The following is a 15,395-nucleotide window of genomic DNA, read 5'->3' as shown; positions in this document are numbered from 1 at the left end:
CGTGCGCAAGGTCCGTGGGCGGTCGATCCGGGTCGGCTCGACCTCCGATGCGCCGCGGGTCGAGCTCGACGACCTGCCGGTCGACCCCTACCGGACCACGCTCTACACGGCCGCCGAGCTGTACGACGCCCCGGTCTACGCCGACTCGCTCGACGCCCGCACCTATGCGTGGTCGTTGCGCCCGCCGACCTCGGCCGACTCCCTGGCCCAGGCGCTGCACGACCACGCCGTGGACCAGGCCCTCACCGCGTGGCTCGCCGGCCGCCACCTGGTCGGGGTGATGGGCGGGCACGAGCTGATGCGCGGCGAGCGGGCCTACGCCGAGGCCGTCCATCTGGGATCCCTGCTCGGCGCCTCGCACACGGTGGCCACCGGCGGCGGCCCCGGTGCGATGGAGGCGGCCAACCTCGGTGGGCGACTGGCCCACGTCGGTGCGGAGGCCCTCGACGAGGCCCTGGCGTGGTTGGCCGACACACCGTCGTTCCGACCCTCCGTCGATGCCTGGGTCTCTGCCGCCCTGCCGGTCAACGCACTGGGCGACGCGCCGACGCTCGGGATCCCGACGTGGTTCTACGGCCACGAGCCGCCCAACGTCTTCGCCACCGCGATCGCGAAGTACTTCCGCAACGCCACCCGCGAGGCGATCCTGCTCCAGGTGTGCGACGCGGGGATCGTCTTCCTGCCCGGCGCGGCCGGCACGGTGCAGGAGATCTTCCAGGATGCCTGCGAGAACTACTACGCCGCCACGGAGTCGGTGGCCCCGATGGTGCTGGTCGGGCGCTCCTACTGGACCGTCGACTACCCGGCCTGGCCGCTGCTCCAGGCGCTGGCCCGCGGCCGGGCGATGGAGCCGCACGTGCACCTGGTCGACACCGTCGAGGAGGCGGCCGCCCTGGTGGGCGGGTGAGCGGTGGTCGACCACCGGGATCGGTCGGTGCGGTCCGGACGGCGCGTGGAGCGCTCCTACCTCAATGGGTCCGGTCGGCCCCATTGAGGTAGGAGCGACCAGGTGTCCGTCGGCGAGCCCGGCCGGGGAGCCGTTCAGACCTCGGTCGCGGCGAGCTGCCCGCACGCGCCGTCGATCTCACGGCCCCGGGTGTCGCGGACCGTCGTCGGGATGCCGCGCGCCTCGAGGCGGCGTACGAACTCGCGCTCGTCGGCGGGGTCGGAGGCGGTCCACTTCGAGCCGGGCGTGGGGTTGAGCGGGATCAGGTTGACGTGCACCCAGCCCCAGTCCCCGCGGGCGAGCAGGACGTCGGCGAGGAGGTCGGCACGCCAGGCCTGGTCGTTGATGCCGCGCATCATGGCGTACTCGATCGAGACGCGGCGCTTGGTGACCCGGGCGTAGTTCCACGCGGCGTCGACTGTCTCGGCGACCGAGTAGCGGGTGTTGATCGGCACCAGCTCGTTGCGCAGCTCGTCGTCGGGCGCGTGCAGCGAGAGGGCGAGGGTGACCGGGATGCCCTCGTCGGTCAGCTGGTTGATCCGCGGCACGAGACCGACGGTCGAGACGGTCACGCCGCGGGCGCTCATGCCCAGGCCACCCGGCGCCGGCTCGGTGAGACGGCGTACGGCGCCGATCACGGCCTTGTAGTTGGCCAGCGGCTCGCCCATCCCCATGAACACAACGTTGGAGACGCGGCCCGGGCCACCCGGCACCTCGTCGCGGGCCAGCGACCGGGCCCCGGCGACGACCTGCTCGACGATCTCGGCGGTCGACATGTTGCGCTGGAGGCCGCCCTGACCGGTCGCGCAGAAGGGGCACGCCATGCCGCAGCCCGCCTGCGACGAGACGCAGATCGTGACCCGGTCGGGGTAGCGCATCAACACCGACTCGACCAGCGCGCCGTCGAAGAGCTTCCAGAGCGTCTTCCGGGTGGTGCCCTTGTCGGCCTCGAGGGTCCGCAGCGGGGTCATCAGCGGCGGGAGCAGCGCGGCGACCAGCTCGTCGCGCTGGACGGCCGGCAGGTCGGTCATCGCCGCCGGGTCGTCGACCAGCCGCGAGAAGTAGTGGGTGGACAGCTGCTTGCCGCGGTAGGCGGGGAGGCCGAGCTCGGCAGCCAGGGCCGTGCGCTCGTCGAGGGTGAGGTCGGCGAGGTGGCGCGGCGGCTTGGCCCGGCCGCGCGGCTCGGACATCACCAGGGGGAGCTGCTTCGGGGACGGGGAGGTCGGTGGCTGGGACATGGCCCGCCCAGTGTCCCATCCACGGGCGGGCCCCCACGAATCTCAGTACCCGCCACCGCCGTACGCCGGGCCGGAGCCCGAGGTCGAGCTCGACGAGCTGCCACCCGCGGCCTTGACCGGGTGCCCGGACGGGGACACGGCGTACCAGACCCCGCCGAAGTTCGAGATGCCCTCACCGGTGACATCACCGGGCTTCTGGTCCTGGACGAACGTGTACAGCGGCCAGCCGGCCACGGTGGCGATCTTGCCGCCCGTGGTGGTCGTGGTGCTGGCGACCTTGCCGGTCACGGTCGAGGCTGCCGCGCCGGGCACGACGGGCGGCCAGTAGGTCAGGCAGGCCGACGAGCACGTCGAGGTCCCCGCACTGTCCGCGGTGAGCATGTAGACGGTGTCACCCTTGGCGTCGACGAGCACCTTGCCCAGCGACGTGGAGGCGACGTGGAGGCCGCTGGCCGACCCGGCGGGCGAGCCGTTGCCGGCACCTCCTGCGGGCGGCGACGCGGTCGTGCTGTTGCTGCTGCTGCCGCAGGCGCTCAGGGTGAGCAGCGAGGCTGCGGCGACGGCCATCATGGCGGGGATCTTCATGGTTCTTCTCCTCGTTCGGTTGCAAGGAGAAGTACGGCGCGCAGGTGGCGGGTCGTTCAGCGCCGCGTCTGTGAAGCCCCTGAGAAAACCGCGTTCAGTTGTCGCGCGAGATCAGGAACCACAGCACCATGCCGGCGGTGACCGCCACCACGATCACGGTGGCCACCATGCCCACGAGCATCAGCTGAGCGAAGCGGCGCGTCTTGCGCGGCACCAGCAGCCCGAGCGGCACCAGCAGGGCGATCAGCACGTAGGGGAACAGGCGCTGGGCGGTCTTCTCACCCAGGAAGGCGTTGAGCAGCGTGGCGTAGACCCCGGGCACGGCGATCACGAACGCGATGCCGGTGAAGAAGCCGGCCACCCCGGCGAAGGTCGGGTGCGAGCGGTGCCACCAGTCGGGCTCGACCCCGGGCTCGGCAGGGGCGTCGACCTCGGCCGACGTCTGGGAGGTGGGCTCGGGTTCGGGCTCCACGACGTGCTTCCCGAGGCCCGCGTCGTCGGCGGCGCGCGCCCCGGTCTCACTCATGTGCTCAGCATGTCACCCCGACCCCGAGGATCACCGCAAGGGACGACGTCCGGCATCGCCAGAGTCGCCCAGGCTGCCGGGTCGGGAGGGCGTCCGGTCAGGTCCGCGACCAGACAGGTCCACGCCGTGCCGTGGCCGACCAGGACGAGGTCGCGATCGCCGGCGCGGCCGAGCAGCTCCTGCAGCGTCCTGACCACCCGGTGCCGGGTCCGCGCCAGCGGCTCCCACCCGTCGTACGCCGGGAGGTCCGGCTCGGCGAAGGCCCGGGCGACGACGGCGTCGAAGTCCTCGATCCAGTCGGTGGTGTCGCGCTCCTGCTCGCGCAGGCCGGCCACGACCTCGATCGGCTCCTCGGTGAGCAGCCGGGCCGTCAGGAACGCCTTGGGCTCGGGCGAGGAGAACCACCGCGCGCCGCTCGGGAGCCGGTCGCGCAGGACACGCACGTCGTCGTCGTACGCCGGGTCGAGGTGCCACTCGTGGGCCGGCCGGGAGCGGTCGACGGCGGGGCGGCCGTGGCGCACGAGGTAGAGCTCCACGGCGGCAGTCGGCTCAGAAGACGAGGTAGTGGAGCAGCAGCCAGATCGGGGCGATCGTGGCCAGCAGCGAGTCGAGGCGGTCCATCAGGCCGCCGTGGCCGGGGATCACCTGGCTCATGTCCTTGACACCCAGGTCGCGCTTGATCACCGACTCGCAGAGGTCGCCGAGGGTCGCCATCACCACCGCGATCAGGCCGAGGACGACGCCGATCCACCAGTCCGCGTCGAGGACCCACACGATCATCGCCACGCCGACCGCGATGCAGAAGACCACCGAGCCGGCGAAGCCCTCCCACGACTTCTTCGGCGAGATCACCGGCGCCATCTGGTGCCGGCCGAACAGCACGCCGGCGATGTAACCCCCGATGTCGGAGGCGGCGGTCACCGCGATGAACGTGAAGATGCCCTTGACCCCGGCGTCGATGCCGTCGACGTGGATCGCCCCACCCTCACGCAGCATCAGCGCGACGAACGAGCCGAGGAACGGCACGTAGACCAGGGCGAAGACCGACGCCGAGGCGTTCTGGACGTAGCCGTTGACGCCGCGGTGCAGCAGCCACAGCATCGTCACGAGGGCGGTCACGGCGGTCGCGGTGACCAGGGCCGGGGCGCCGTAGAAGTAGGCGACGACCACCATGATCACGCCGCCGACCATCAGGGGCTGCTCGGGCAGGTCGATCCCCTTGGCCGCGAAACCGCGATGGAGCTCCCACATCGCGACCAGCACGGCAGCCGCCACGACCACCATGAACAGGGTCTTCCAGATCACCAGGGTCACGATGATCAGCGCGACCAGGACGACGGCACTGGTGATCGCGGCCGGCAGGTTGCGGCCGGCCCGCCCGTGGTCCTGCGCCGGCACGGGCGGCGTGGAGGTGGTCATCGGGAACCGGAGGGTCGAGGCTCAGACCTCGAGCAGCTCCGACTCCTTGTGCCTGAGCAGCTCGTCGATCGTGTCGGTGTGCTTCTTGGTCATGGAGTCGAGCCGCTTCTCGGCCCCGGCGACGTCGTCCTTGCCGGCGTCGCCGTCCTTCTCCAGCCGCTCGAGCTCCTGCTTGGCGTGGCGGCGCAGGTTGCGGACCGCGACCCGGCCGTCCTCGGCCTTGGCCTTGGCCAGCTTGATGTACTCCTTGCGGCGCTCCTCGGTCAGCTCGGGGAACACGCAGCGCAGCACCTTGCCGTCGTTGGCCGGGTTGATGCTCAGGTCAGAGTCGCGGATCGCCCGCTCGATGTTGCCCATGGCGCCGATGTCGTACGGCGCCACCAGGATGATCCGGGCCTCCTGCGAGGTGAACGACGCCAGGCTCTGGATCGGGGTCGGGGTGCCGTAGTAGTCGACCATGATCTTGGCGAACATCGACGGGTTGGCCCGCCCGGCGCGGATGGCGGAGAACTCCTCCCGAGTGGCCTCCACCGACTTGTCCATCTTGCCGTCGGCCTCACGGAGGATGTCGTTGATCACGGCGGGCTTCCCTTCGCTGTCATTCGGTGGTCGAGCGTCGTTCGGTGGTCGAGCGGTCCCGTTCGGTGGTCGAGCGTCGTTCGGTGGTCGAGCGTCGTTCGGTGGTCGAGCGTCGTTCGGTGGTCGAGCGAAGTCGAGACCATGTCGCGGCCCGCTAGTCGGCGGTGACGAGCGTGCCAATCTTCTCACCCTGCACGATCCGCAGGATGTTGCCCTCGTCCTCCATGCCGAAGACGATCAGCGGGAGCCGGTTCTCCATGCAGAGGGCGAACGCCGTCGCGTCGGCGATCCGCAGCCCGCCCTGGAGCGCCTCCTGGAAGGTCAGGGTGTCGTACTTCGTCGCGCTCGGGTCCAGCTTGGGGTCGGCGCTGTAGACGCCGTCCACCCCCTGCTTGGCCATCAGCACGACCTCACACTTGGTCTCCAGCGCCCGCTGGGCGGCCACGGTGTCGGTGGAGAAGAAGGGCATGCCGGCGCCGGCGCCGAAGATCACGACCCGGCCCTTCTCCAGGTGCCGGATCGCACGGCGCGGGATGTAGGGCTCGGCGACCTGTCCCATCGTGATCGCGGTCTGGACCCGGGTCTCGATGCCCTCCTTCTCCAGGAAGTCCTGGAGGGCCAGGCAGTTCATCACCGTACCGAGCATGCCCATGTAGTCGGCACGGGCGCGGTCCATGCCCCGCTGCTGCATCTGCGCGCCCCGGAAGAAGTTGCCGCCACCCACGACCACGCTGATCCCCACGCCTTCCCGGGCCACCTCGGCGATCTCGCCGGCGATCCGGTGCACGACGTCCGGGTCGACGCCGACCTTGCCGCCCCCGAAGACTTCACCGGACAGCTTCAGCAGGACGCGGTGGTAAGCGGTCACAGGGTGGCTCCTTGAGGGGGACGAGGTGGTCGGGACATGCAGGAAGGCCGGTCGCGGATCACTCGCGTGACTCCTCGCAACCGGCCTCCCCGTAGCTCTCGGCGGCCCGTCCTCGCCGGTCGAGCGAAGGTCTTCGTCGGTCGAGCGAAGTCGAGACCACCACGCCGCACCTTAGTGCGTCAGGCTCCGACCTCGAAACGGGCGAACCGCTTCACGGTGGTGCCGGCCTCGTCCAGGACGGCCTTGACCGACTTCTTGTTCTCGGTCACCGACGGCTGCTCGAGGAGGACGACGTCCTTGAAGAAGCCGTTGAGGCGGCCCTCGGTGATCTTGGCGATCGCCTGCTCGGGCTTGCCCTCCTCGCGCGAGGTCGCCTCGGCGATCTGGCGCTCGTGCTCGACGATGTCGGAGGGGACCTCGTCGCGGGTGAGGTACTGCGGGCGCATCGCCGCGACCTGCTTGGCCGCGCCGCGCGCAGCGTCCGCGTCACCGTCGTACTCGACCAGGACGCCGATCGCAGGCGGCAGGTCGGCGGCACGCTTGTGCAGGTAGGCCACGGCGGGGCCGTCGAAGTGGACGTACTGACCGAGCTCGATCTTCTCGCCGATGGAGATGGCCAGGCCCTCCACGATGTCGCCCGCCGTCTCGTCGCCGACCTGGACGGCCTTGAGCGCCTCGACGTCGGCGGGCTTGGCCTCCGAAGCGGCATCGGCGATCTTCTGGGCCGCGGCGATGAAGTCCGGGCTCTTGGCGACGAAGTCGGTCTCGCACTTGAGCTCGACCAGGACGCCCGCGGAGTGGGCGACGAGGCCGGCCGTGGCCTCGCGCTCGGCGCCGCGCTTCTGCATCTTGGCAGCGCCCTTGGTGCGCAGGATGTCGGTGGCGGCGTCGAAGTCGCCCTCGGCCTCGACCAGGGCGTTCTTGGCGTCCATCATGCCGGCGCCGGTCATGTCCCGGAGCCTCTTGACGTCCGATGCGGAGAAGTTGGCCATCGCGTTGCCTTTCTGAGTTGACGGGGGTACGCCGTGCGGCGCGCGAGGTCGCGCGCCGTACGGCGTGGTGAGGCGGTCAGGCCTCGGTGGTCTCGGCCTCGGTGCTCTCGGCCGCGGCGTCGGCACCGGACTCGGCGTTGGCGAAGCCGGCGGCCTCGGCGGCCTCGGCGGTGCGGAACCAGACCTCGGCGTTGGTGCGGGCGTACCACGGGCTGCTCGGGGCGTGGAACTTCATGGAGTTCTTGTTGCCCTTGATCTCGAAGCCCTCGGGAGCCGAGCCGTCCTCGAGCGGAGCGGCCGAGTCGGCGCCGAACTCACCTTCGGTCGACACCGGAGCCGCGGAGTCGGCGGTGGCCTCGGTCGCGACGGTCTCCGGAGCGGTCGTCGCAGCCTCGGCGTCGACCTCGGTGGTCTCCGCGGGAGCCTCCTCGGCGGCCGGCGCGTCAGCAACCGCCTCGGCCGGGGCATCGGTGGCCTCGGCAGCGACCTCGGTCGCCTCCGCGGCCTCGGTAGCAGCACCGGTCGCCTCGGCGGCGGGAGCCGCACTGGTCTCGTCCCCACCGGTCGCGGCGACCGCGGCCTGCTCGGCGTCGCCGCCCAGCAGCTCGCGCTCCCACTCGGCCAGCGGCTCGGCGGCCGTGGCGTCGGCGGTCTCACCGGTCTTGACACCGGAGCGGGCGATCAGGCCCTCGGCCACGGCGTCGGCGACCACGCGGGTCAGCAGACCGACAGCGCGGATCGCGTCGTCGTTGCCGGGGATCGGGAAGTCGACCAGGTCGGGGTCACAGTTGGAGTCGAGGATCCCGATGATCGGGATGTGCAGCTTGCGGGCCTCCTCGACGGCGAGGTGCTCCTTGTTGGTGTCGACGATCCAGACCGCGGACGGCGTACGGCTCATCTCGCGGATCCCGCCCAGCGACTTGTTGAGCTTGTCGCGCTCGCGGCGCATCTGCAGCAGCTCCTTCTTGGTGCGGCTGCTGCCGGCGACGTCCTCGAAGTCGACCTCGTCGAGCTCCTTGAGGCGGTTGATCCGCAGGTGCACGGTCTGGAAGTTGGTGAGCATTCCGCCCAGCCAGCGCTGGTTGACGTAGGGCATCCCGACGCGGGTCGCCTGCTCGGCGATCGCCTCCTGGGCCTGCTTCTTGGTGCCCACGAACATGATCGTGCCGCCCTTGGCGACGGTCTCCTTGATGAAGGCATAGGACCGGTCGATGTAGGCCAGCGACTGCTGGAGGTCGATGATGTAGATGCCGTTGCGCTCGGTCATGATGAAGCGCTTCATCTTCGGGTTCCAGCGACGGGTCTGGTGTCCGAAGTGGACGCCGCTCTCGAGGAGCTGGCGCATGGTGACGACTGCCATGAAGGTGTTCTCCTGTGTGGGGAGCGTCCGGCTCGCGCCGGTCACCCCGGGTTTTTCAGTTCGTTGCCGCCGGCGGTTGCCCTTGGCCCTGACGTCTGCGCGCGATCCGACCCGGCCTGGTGGCCGGGACCGAGGATCGTCGCCCACGGGTGGTCGTCTGCCGGAGCGGCAGGCGTCGCGGTCTGCGGACGTGCGAAGTCAGCCCCCGGAGGGACTGCTGGACTCAGCGTACGCGAGCGTCGCGCACGCAGCCAATCAGCGCAGGTCACGTGCGTGCGGTGGTCGAGCGCGGCCCCGGTGGTCGAACGGCACCTCGGTGGTCCACCATCACCTCGGTGGTCGAGCGCCACCTCGGTGGTCGAGGGCGGCCTCGGTGGTCGGGCGTCATCTCGGTGGTCGAGGGCGGCCTCGGTGGTCGGGCGTCATCTCGGTGGTCGAGCGCCACCTCGGTGGTCGAGCGGCACCTCGGTGGTCGAGCGGCATCTCGGTGGTCGAGCGCCACCTCGGTGGTCGAGCGCCACCTCGGTGGTCGAGCGGAGTCGAGACCACTCCGAGCCCGCCCACCGTCCACAGCCCCGGTCCGGTACGCCGTCGTCCCCAGCCGGCCGCTCGACCCGCCCCGACCACGCCCCGCCCGGGCACCGTGTCGGCATGCAGCTCTCCCACTTCCGTCCGATCCGGGGCCACGGTCGCGTGCCGCAGGTCGTCGTCGTCCTGCTGGCCGCGCTCGTCTCCCTGACGTGGCCGGTCGGTGCCCGCGGTGCGCCCGTGGCCCCGGTTCCGATGGGTGTGTGGCCGCTGCAACCACGACCCTCGGTGGTCCGGGCGTTCGACCCGCCGGACCTGCCGTTCGGCAGCGGCCACCGCGGCGTCGACCTCGCCGGCTCGCCCGGGCAGCTGGTCCATGCCGCCCTGCCCGGGCGGGTCACCTACGCCGGACCACTGGCGGGCCGCGGTGTGGTGGTCGTCGACCACGGCGACACCCGCACCACCTATGAGCCGGTCAGCGCGAGCGTCCACGTGGGGGACGTGGTGCTGGGGGGCCAGCCGCTGGGCGCGCTCGAGCTGGCCGGCTCCCACTGCTTCCCGCAGGCGTGCCTGCACTGGGGCTGGCTGCGCGGCGACACCTATCTCGACCCCCTGCTGCTGGTCGGCGTGGGGCCGATCCGGCTGCTTCCGCTGTGGATCCCGGCCGGGGAGCAGCCGGGGGCGCGGTGGTTGCCACCCGCCCAGCCGTACGCCGGCGTGGTCGCCGGTCTGGCGGTCCCGTTGGGGGTTCGACCACACGGGCGGGTGTCGCTGTTGCCCTGGGCCCGGGCGCCTGCCCGGGTCCGGACCGTGGCCGTGCCACGCTCGTGGGCGAGGCCGGTGCTGACCTGACCCGGTCAGGCCCGGGGGTGGGCCTGCCGGTAGGCCTGGCGGAGCCGGTCGGTGCTGACGTGGGTGTAGAGCTGGGTGGTCGCCAGCGACGCGTGACCGAGCAGCTCCTGGACCGAGCGCAGGTCCGCGCCGCCCTCCAGCAGGTGCGTCGCTGCGGTGTGGCGTAGTCCGTGCGGCCCGATGTCGGGAGCACCCTCGACATCGGCGATCCGCCGGTGCACCAGCGTGCGGACCGCGCGCTGGTCGATCCGCCGGCCTCGGCTGCCGACGAACAGGGAGGCGCCGGCTCCGGGCACCACGAGCCGGGGGCGGCCGAGTCGTAGCCAGGTGTCGACGGCAGCCGCAGCGGGGTTCCCGAAGGGCACGGTCCGCTCCTTGCGGCCCTTGCCGAACACCCGGAGCACGTTGCGCGAGCGGTCCACATCGTCGACGTCGAGGCCGACCAGCTCGCCGACCCGGACGCCGGTGGCGTAGAGCAGCTCGAGCATGGCGACGTCGCGCAGCCCGGTCGGGCTGCCGTCGTCGGCGAGCCGGGTGGCGGCGTCGATCAGGTCGCGAGCCTCGTCCTGACGCAGCACCGACGGCAGGGCCTGGTGCGGCTTGGGCGAGCGCAGGGTGGCACCGATGTCGGCCGGGATGCGTCCGGTGCGGGCCAGCCACCCGGTGAACACCCGCACCGCGGTGGCCCGGCGGGCCAGGGTGGTGCGCGAGTGTCCGGTCACCTGCTGCCGGGCCAGCCAGCTGCGCAGGGTGCGCAGGTCGAGGGAGGCGACGTCGTCGATGCCGAGGCGCCCTGCGTGGTCGAGCAGTCCGCTGACGTCGGAGAGGTAGGCGCGGACCGTGTGCGGGGTCAGGTCGCGCTCGGAGACCAGGTGTCGCTCGTAGTCGGCCAGCACGCCGACCATCGCCTCGGCGAGGTGGCGCTCGTCGCCGGCTGGCTCGGTCGCCGGGGCCTCGGACTGCGGCACGCCCGCCAATCTAGTGTCCGGAGGGCGCCGCCTTCTCCGACGCGCCGCGCTGGAGCAGCTGGTCGAAGAAGGCCAGGTACCCGGCGTACTCGTGAGCGTCGAGCGCGATCCGGACGTCGACGTCGTCGCGCAGGAACGAGATGTTGCCCCAGTTGTCCGAGCCGGTGGTCACGAAGCGTTCGCGCTGCCCGTGCTCCACGGCATCGGCGATCATCAGCTTGTCGTGGACCATGTCACCGTTGTCGAAGACGCCGCGGTGCACCTGCGCACCGGCCGCGACCAGGGCGTCGAGCGGCTGCTGGACGTAGGGGCCGCGGACGATCTCCACCGACGCTCCCCCCTGGAGCTTCTCGAGCAGGAGGTCCACGAGGCGCTGCCCGCGTGGCGGGTGCCAGGCGAACATCACGATCCGGATGTGGGTCGATGGCTGCGCCGGCAACCCGGCGATGATGTCGGCGATCGGGTCGTCGGTCATCGAGAAGCCGGGGAAGAAGTACGCCGTGTCACCGCGGAGGTGGTCGGTGACCGCAGGGTTCGGCACCGGCTGGTCGCGGGCCTGGGCGCGGAAGATCGCCGAGAACGCGTGCCAGACGTCGGGGCGGCCGACGAAGGAGTACATGTCGCTGTACTGCCCGGTGGTGCCGAGGATGCTGAGGTTGGTCGAGCCGACCATCACCACGTGTCGCGAGCTGCCGGTGCGGGAGAAGGACCACGACTTCTGGTGGCTGTGGCTGACCACCCCGCGGGCGGAGTGGTCGGTGAGCACCATGAACGAGCTCTGTGTGTGGTCGCCGCCCAGGGCCGCCTCGACGGCCTGGGTGGCCGGAAAGGCGTGCGAGTGCCGGCCGTCGACGACCACCTGGACGTGGACGCCGCGCTGGTCGGCGGAGATCAGGGCGTCGGCGACCGGCACGATCGCGAAGGAGTACGCGACGATCCGGATCGTCGCGCCGCGTGAGGTGTGCCGGATGTTGTCGAGGAGGGCGTACACCGACGGGTTGGTGGTGGCCTCGGGTGCAGGCGGGGAGAAGATCGGGCCTGCCAGGGCGCGGTAGTGCCCGGGGATGAACCCGTCCCCGGCCGGCAGGTGGTCGGTGGTGTGCTGGGGAGTGATCCGGTCGGCGGCCAGGCTGATCGCGGCCAGCGCCGCGGCGATCAGGCGCAGGAGCCGGCTGGACATGGGCGCATCCTGTCACCCGGGCCAAGACCGTCGAGGGAGCAGCGCCCGTCGCGACCTGCCGGGTCGCGCCGAGTCAGGTCCTGGTCCAGGGCAGTAGGTGCCACCCGCGGTCGCGGTCGCGATGACGCCCAGTCGCCGTCGGTGCTCAGCCCTGCGCGGCCGGGGTGAGCCGCCAGCCGCCCGGTGCGCACTCGACCAGCTCGAGCCGGTGCAGGCGGCGCAGGGCGGACTGCACCTCGATCAGCCCGAGCCCGGCGGCCGAGGCGATCGAGTCGACCGGGGCGGCTTGGGCGAGGGGGACGGCGTCGAGGATCCGTTGCAGGCGCGACGACAGCTTGTCGCGGGCCCGGGTGGGCGCTCGCGGCGCTGAGGCCAGGTGGGTGCCGGCCTCGCCGACCAGCTCGAGCACCTCGTCGCCGTGAGTGACCAGCGTGGCGGCGCCGATGCGGATCAGGTGGTGGGCCCCCTGCGACTGGGCGCTGGTGACCGGGCCGGGCACGCACATCAGGTGACGGTTGAGGCGGGTGGCCCAGTTCGCGGTGTTGAGGGCGCCGCTGCGGGAGGCGGCCTCGACCACGACCGTCCCGACCGACAGGGCGGCGATCAACCGATTGCGGCTCAGGAACCGCCCCCGGGTCGGGGCGCAGCCGAGCGGCACCTCGGCGATGACGGTCGCGGTGCGGCCGAGGTGGTCGAGCAGCTCCTTGTGGGCGACCGGATAAGCGCGGTCGACGCCGCAGGCGAGCACGGCGACGGTGGCCCCGCCGGCGGCGAGCGTGCCTCGGTGGGCGGCGACGTCGATGCCGTAGGCAGCGCCCGAGACGACCGGGTGGGCGGCGCGGGCGAGACCGCCGGCGATCGCCGAGGCGACCTCGGCGCCGTAGGTGGTGGCGGAGCGGGCACCGACCACCGCGACGGAGCGGCCGAGCTCGTCGAGCCCCCGCGGACCCTTGACCCACAGGCCGAGCGGCGGCCCGCCGCGCTCGTCGAGCACCTCGGCGCGCATCAGGTCGTCGAGCTGGGCCGGCCACTCGGCGTCACCGGGGATCACGTAGCGGATGCCGAGGGTCGCCGCCCGGTGGAGGTCACGGGCGGGGTCGAGCCCGGCCAGCCGGGTCGCCACCTCGGTGGGCAGGCCGTCGGCCTCGTGCTCGCCGCGCAGGAGGTCGTGGAGCCGGACCGCCCCGAGCTGGGCCACCAGCTGGGCCACCCGTGCGTCGCCGGGCTCGGTGAGCTTGCCGAGGGCGACCCGGGCTAGGCGTTCGTCGTCGCTCACGAGGCCCTCCGCTGCATCGCCTCCACCAGCAGCGGCTGCCCGGTGCGCAGCCGCAGCGCGGTCTGGACGTCCTGGTCGTCGGGGCGCTCGGAGCCACGGACGTCGGCGACGGTCCAGGCCAGCCGGTGGGCGCGCACGGCTCCGCGGCGGCTGAGGTGCCCGGCGTACAGCTGGGTGTCGAGCAGCTGCCGGGCCGACCCGGGCAGCGGCCAGTCGGTGACCAGGGCGGCGCTGGGGATCTGGGAGTTGAGCCGCCAGCTGCGGCCGGTGAACCGCTCACGCTGCCGCTCGCGGGCGGCCGCCACCCGGGCCCGCACCTCGACGGAGGTCTCGCGCCGCTCGGTGGGGTCGCCGCCGCCTCCCGACATCGCCGGCAGGACGTGGCGGACGATGTCGATGCGGTCCTGGATCGGGCCGGTGATCCGGCGCTGGTAGTGACGCCGGCTCTGCTCGGGACACTGGCACTGGTTGCCGCCGACGCCCGCGGAGTATCCGCCGCACGGGCAGGGGTTGCAGGCCATCACCACCATGCCGCGCGCGGGGTAGGTGGCCGACTCCTCGCCGCGCGCGATGGTCACCTCACCGCTCTCGAGCGGCTGGCGGAGGGCGTCGATCACGTCGGAGCGGAACAGCGGGAACTCGTCGAGGAAGAGCACCCCGCAGTGGGCCCGGCTGATCTCGCCGGGACGGACCCGTCCGCTGCCACCGCCCAGGAGGCTGGCCTTGCTGGCGTCGTGATGGGGCGCGAAGAACGGCGGCCGGCGGATCAGCCCGTCGCCCGGCTCGAGGGCGCCGGCAAGCGAGTGGATCGCGGTCAGCTCGAGGGCCTCCTCGGGTGAGAGGTCGGGCAGCAGCCCGGGCAGGCGCTCGGCGACCGAGGTCTTGCCGGCGCCCTTGGGCCCGGACAGCAGGAGATGGTGACCGCCGGCGGCGGCGACCTCGAGCGCGAACTTCACGTCAGGCACGCCGTCGAGGTCGGCGAGGTCGTGCTCGTCGATCCGATCGGCCCCCCGCCATGCGATCAGGTGGCTGCCCGACATCGGTGCCACGGGTGGGGCCTCGGGGACCAGCTCGCCGTTCAGCTCGGCGACGACCTGGGCCAGCGACCGCATCCCGAAGACAGCCATGCCCGGGACCATCGCTGCCTCCTGCGCCTGCGGCTCGGGCACGATCACCCGGCGGAAGCCGCGACCGGACGCGGCCATCACCATCGGCAGGACGCCCGGCACCGACCTCAGCCCACCGGTCAGGGTCAGCTCGCCGATCACCAGGGTGTCGGTCAGCGCCGACTGCGGGATGTCGCCGCACGCGGCCAGCACGGCGACCGCGATCGCGAGGTCGAAGTGGGTGCCGCGCTTGATCAGGTCGGCCGGGGACAGCAGGATCGTCACCCTCCGGGTCGAGGGCCACTGGGCGCCGGAGTTGGCCACGGCCATCCGGCAGCGGTCGCGGGCCTCGTGGAGCGAGGCGTCGGGCCGGCCCACGAGCGTGGTGCCGACCACGCCTGCCGAGACGTCGGCCTGGACGTCGATCAGGTGGCCCAGGGCGCCGTGCAGGGAAACCGTGTGAGCCGTCGCGAACGCCATCAGCCCAGCCCCCGCACGTGGTCGACCGTGGACGCGCCGCGGCGCGGCCGGAGCACCGCGACCAGGTCGATCCGGACCTCGCGCGGGTGCACCTCGTGGGCGGTCATCCAGAGCACAGCCAGCCTGCGCAGCCGGGCCAGCTTGGCCGGGGTCACCGCCTCCTGCGGAGTGCCGCACGAGACCGACGACCGGGTCTTCACCTCGCACACGACGAGCACCTCGCCGTCGCGGAGGACCAGGTCGATCTCGCCCGCGTCGCAGCGCCAGTTGCGGTCGAGCACCACCAGCCCCTGCTGGACGAGGTACGACGCTGCGAGGCGCTCGCCGTACGCCCCGAGGGCGGCGCGGTGCGACGGCGGTGAGTGGGGAGGGGGTTGCTCCCGGGTGCCTGAGGTCATGCCTCCACGATGCGGGGGCGGACCGACGGGCCGGATGCCGAAGCCCGCCCCCTGTGGAGGGAGCGGGCTGCGGGTGATGCTGTGGACGGCCGGC

Annotated in this window: 17 protein-coding genes; 3 read left to right on the top strand and 14 right to left on the bottom strand. The window is 72.2% G+C overall.

Annotation, left to right across the window (positions count from 1 at the left end):
* The first annotated feature begins 1 nt into the window (after window position 1).
* On the top strand, window positions 2-907 hold the full coding sequence (locus tag E3N83_RS01795; RefSeq protein ID WP_238343018.1) for an LOG family protein: 906 nt from the start codon (window positions 2-4) through the stop codon (window positions 905-907).
* A gap of 134 nt (window positions 908-1,041) precedes the next feature.
* Here the strand turns inward: E3N83_RS01795 and rlmN are convergent, their stop codons facing one another.
* The 6 genes from rlmN to frr all read right to left on the bottom strand — a co-directional run bounded on the left by rlmN (window position 1,042) and on the right by frr (window position 5,290).
* A complete protein-coding gene (gene rlmN, locus E3N83_RS01790; RefSeq protein ID WP_151081705.1) occupies window positions 1,042-2,184 on the bottom strand; it encodes a dual-specificity RNA methyltransferase RlmN in 1,143 nt (380 codons plus the stop codon).
* A gap of 42 nt (window positions 2,185-2,226) precedes the next feature.
* Window positions 2,227-2,769 (bottom strand): COG4315 family predicted lipoprotein, encoded by a 543-nt coding sequence (locus tag E3N83_RS01785; protein ID WP_151081704.1) that lies wholly within the window; start codon window positions 2,767-2,769, stop codon window positions 2,227-2,229.
* A 94-nt stretch (window positions 2,770-2,863) separates the two neighbouring features.
* Entirely contained in the window at window positions 2,864-3,295 is a 432-nt protein-coding gene (locus tag E3N83_RS01780) for a hypothetical protein (protein ID WP_238343017.1), read from the bottom strand.
* Window positions 3,292-3,831 (bottom strand): histidine phosphatase family protein, encoded by a 540-nt coding sequence (locus E3N83_RS01775; protein WP_151081703.1) that lies wholly within the window; start codon window positions 3,829-3,831, stop codon window positions 3,292-3,294. The genes E3N83_RS01780 and E3N83_RS01775 overlap by 4 nt, the downstream gene beginning before the upstream one ends.
* A 13-nt stretch (window positions 3,832-3,844) precedes the next feature.
* Window positions 3,845-4,714, bottom strand: a complete 870-nt coding sequence (locus E3N83_RS01770; protein WP_151081702.1) for a phosphatidate cytidylyltransferase — start codon at window positions 4,712-4,714, stop codon at window positions 3,845-3,847.
* Between the two features lie 21 nt (window positions 4,715-4,735).
* Window positions 4,736-5,290, bottom strand: coding sequence for a ribosome recycling factor (gene frr / locus E3N83_RS01765; RefSeq protein ID WP_202879379.1), 555 nt, complete (start codon window positions 5,288-5,290; stop codon window positions 4,736-4,738).
* Window positions 5,291-5,319: 29 nt separating this feature from the next.
* On the opposite strand from frr, the gene E3N83_RS20155 reads away from it, so the two are divergent.
* Window positions 5,320-5,451 (top strand): hypothetical protein, encoded by a 132-nt coding sequence (locus tag E3N83_RS20155; protein WP_272950280.1) that lies wholly within the window; start codon window positions 5,320-5,322, stop codon window positions 5,449-5,451.
* On the opposite strand, the gene pyrH is transcribed toward E3N83_RS20155, so the two are convergent.
* From pyrH to rpsB, 3 genes are all read right to left on the bottom strand, one after another.
* Entirely contained in the window at window positions 5,448-6,161 is a 714-nt protein-coding gene (gene pyrH, locus E3N83_RS01760; protein ID WP_191907905.1) for a UMP kinase, read from the bottom strand. The genes E3N83_RS20155 and pyrH overlap by 4 nt on opposite strands.
* 179 nt (window positions 6,162-6,340) lie before the next feature.
* On the bottom strand, window positions 6,341-7,153 hold the full coding sequence (gene tsf, locus E3N83_RS01755) for a translation elongation factor Ts (protein ID WP_151081699.1): 813 nt from the start codon (window positions 7,151-7,153) through the stop codon (window positions 6,341-6,343).
* Window positions 7,154-7,229: 76 nt separating this feature from the next.
* A complete protein-coding gene (gene rpsB / locus E3N83_RS01750) occupies window positions 7,230-8,513 on the bottom strand; it encodes a 30S ribosomal protein S2, sunset domain variant (RefSeq protein ID WP_337692368.1) in 1,284 nt (427 codons plus the stop codon).
* Between the two features lie 651 nt (window positions 8,514-9,164).
* Here rpsB and E3N83_RS01745 point away from each other — a divergent pair.
* Window positions 9,165-9,893, top strand: a complete 729-nt coding sequence (locus E3N83_RS01745; RefSeq protein WP_202879295.1) for a murein hydrolase activator EnvC family protein — start codon at window positions 9,165-9,167, stop codon at window positions 9,891-9,893.
* A 5-nt stretch (window positions 9,894-9,898) separates the two neighbouring features.
* Here E3N83_RS01745 and E3N83_RS01740 read toward each other — a convergent pair whose 3' ends face one another.
* From E3N83_RS01740 to E3N83_RS01720, 5 genes are all read right to left on the bottom strand, one after another.
* The gene (locus tag E3N83_RS01740) at window positions 9,899-10,798 is read right to left on the bottom strand and encodes a tyrosine recombinase XerC (protein ID WP_151084777.1); all 900 of its coding nucleotides are present in this window, start codon (window positions 10,796-10,798) and stop codon (window positions 9,899-9,901) included.
* A gap of 73 nt (window positions 10,799-10,871) precedes the next feature.
* A complete protein-coding gene (locus E3N83_RS01735; RefSeq protein ID WP_151081698.1) occupies window positions 10,872-12,041 on the bottom strand; it encodes a phospholipase D-like domain-containing protein in 1,170 nt (389 codons plus the stop codon).
* A gap of 145 nt (window positions 12,042-12,186) precedes the next feature.
* The gene (gene dprA / locus E3N83_RS01730; protein WP_191907904.1) at window positions 12,187-13,317 is read right to left on the bottom strand and encodes a DNA-processing protein DprA; all 1,131 of its coding nucleotides are present in this window, start codon (window positions 13,315-13,317) and stop codon (window positions 12,187-12,189) included.
* Window positions 13,314-14,903 (bottom strand): YifB family Mg chelatase-like AAA ATPase, encoded by a 1,590-nt coding sequence (locus E3N83_RS01725; RefSeq protein ID WP_151081696.1) that lies wholly within the window; start codon window positions 14,901-14,903, stop codon window positions 13,314-13,316. Before E3N83_RS01725 ends, dprA begins: the two co-directional genes overlap by 4 nt.
* Window positions 14,903-15,301, bottom strand: a complete 399-nt coding sequence (locus E3N83_RS01720) for a YraN family protein (RefSeq protein WP_151081695.1) — start codon at window positions 15,299-15,301, stop codon at window positions 14,903-14,905. The genes E3N83_RS01725 and E3N83_RS01720 overlap by 1 nt, the downstream gene beginning before the upstream one ends.
* Window positions 15,302-15,395 lie beyond the last annotated feature (94 nt).

The organism is Nocardioides cynanchi, assembly GCF_008761635.1.
GTDB classification, from domain to species: Bacteria; Actinomycetota; Actinomycetes; order Propionibacteriales; family Nocardioidaceae; genus Nocardioides; species Nocardioides cynanchi.
The sequence above is the reverse complement of the archived record's forward strand: the minus strand, read 5'-3'. Positions and strand labels throughout refer to the sequence as shown.

Coding starts and splice junctions, on each gene's coding strand:
- rlmN (WP_151081705.1), bottom strand. CDS start 2,184: ATGTCCCAGCCACCGACCTCCCCGTCCCCGAAGCAGCTCCCCCTGGTG.
- E3N83_RS01785 (WP_151081704.1), bottom strand. CDS start 2,769: ATGAAGATCCCCGCCATGATGGCCGTCGCCGCAGCCTCGCTGCTCACC.
- E3N83_RS01780 (WP_238343017.1), bottom strand. CDS start 3,295: ATGAGTGAGACCGGGGCGCGCGCCGCCGACGACGCGGGCCTCGGGAAG.
- E3N83_RS01770 (WP_151081702.1), bottom strand. CDS start 4,714: ATGACCACCTCCACGCCGCCCGTGCCGGCGCAGGACCACGGGCGGGCC.
- tsf (WP_151081699.1), bottom strand. CDS start 7,153: ATGGCCAACTTCTCCGCATCGGACGTCAAGAGGCTCCGGGACATGACC.
- rpsB (WP_337692368.1), bottom strand. CDS start 8,513: ATGGCAGTCGTCACCATGCGCCAGCTCCTCGAGAGCGGCGTCCACTTC.
- E3N83_RS01745 (WP_202879295.1), top strand. CDS start 9,165: ATGCAGCTCTCCCACTTCCGTCCGATCCGGGGCCACGGTCGCGTGCCG.
- E3N83_RS01740 (WP_151084777.1), bottom strand. CDS start 10,798: ATGGTCGGCGTGCTGGCCGACTACGAGCGACACCTGGTCTCCGAGCGC.
- E3N83_RS01735 (WP_151081698.1), bottom strand. CDS start 12,041: ATGTCCAGCCGGCTCCTGCGCCTGATCGCCGCGGCGCTGGCCGCGATC.
- E3N83_RS01725 (WP_151081696.1), bottom strand. CDS start 14,903: ATGGCGTTCGCGACGGCTCACACGGTTTCCCTGCACGGCGCCCTGGGC.
- E3N83_RS01720 (WP_151081695.1), bottom strand. CDS start 15,301: ATGACCTCAGGCACCCGGGAGCAACCCCCTCCCCACTCACCGCCGTCG.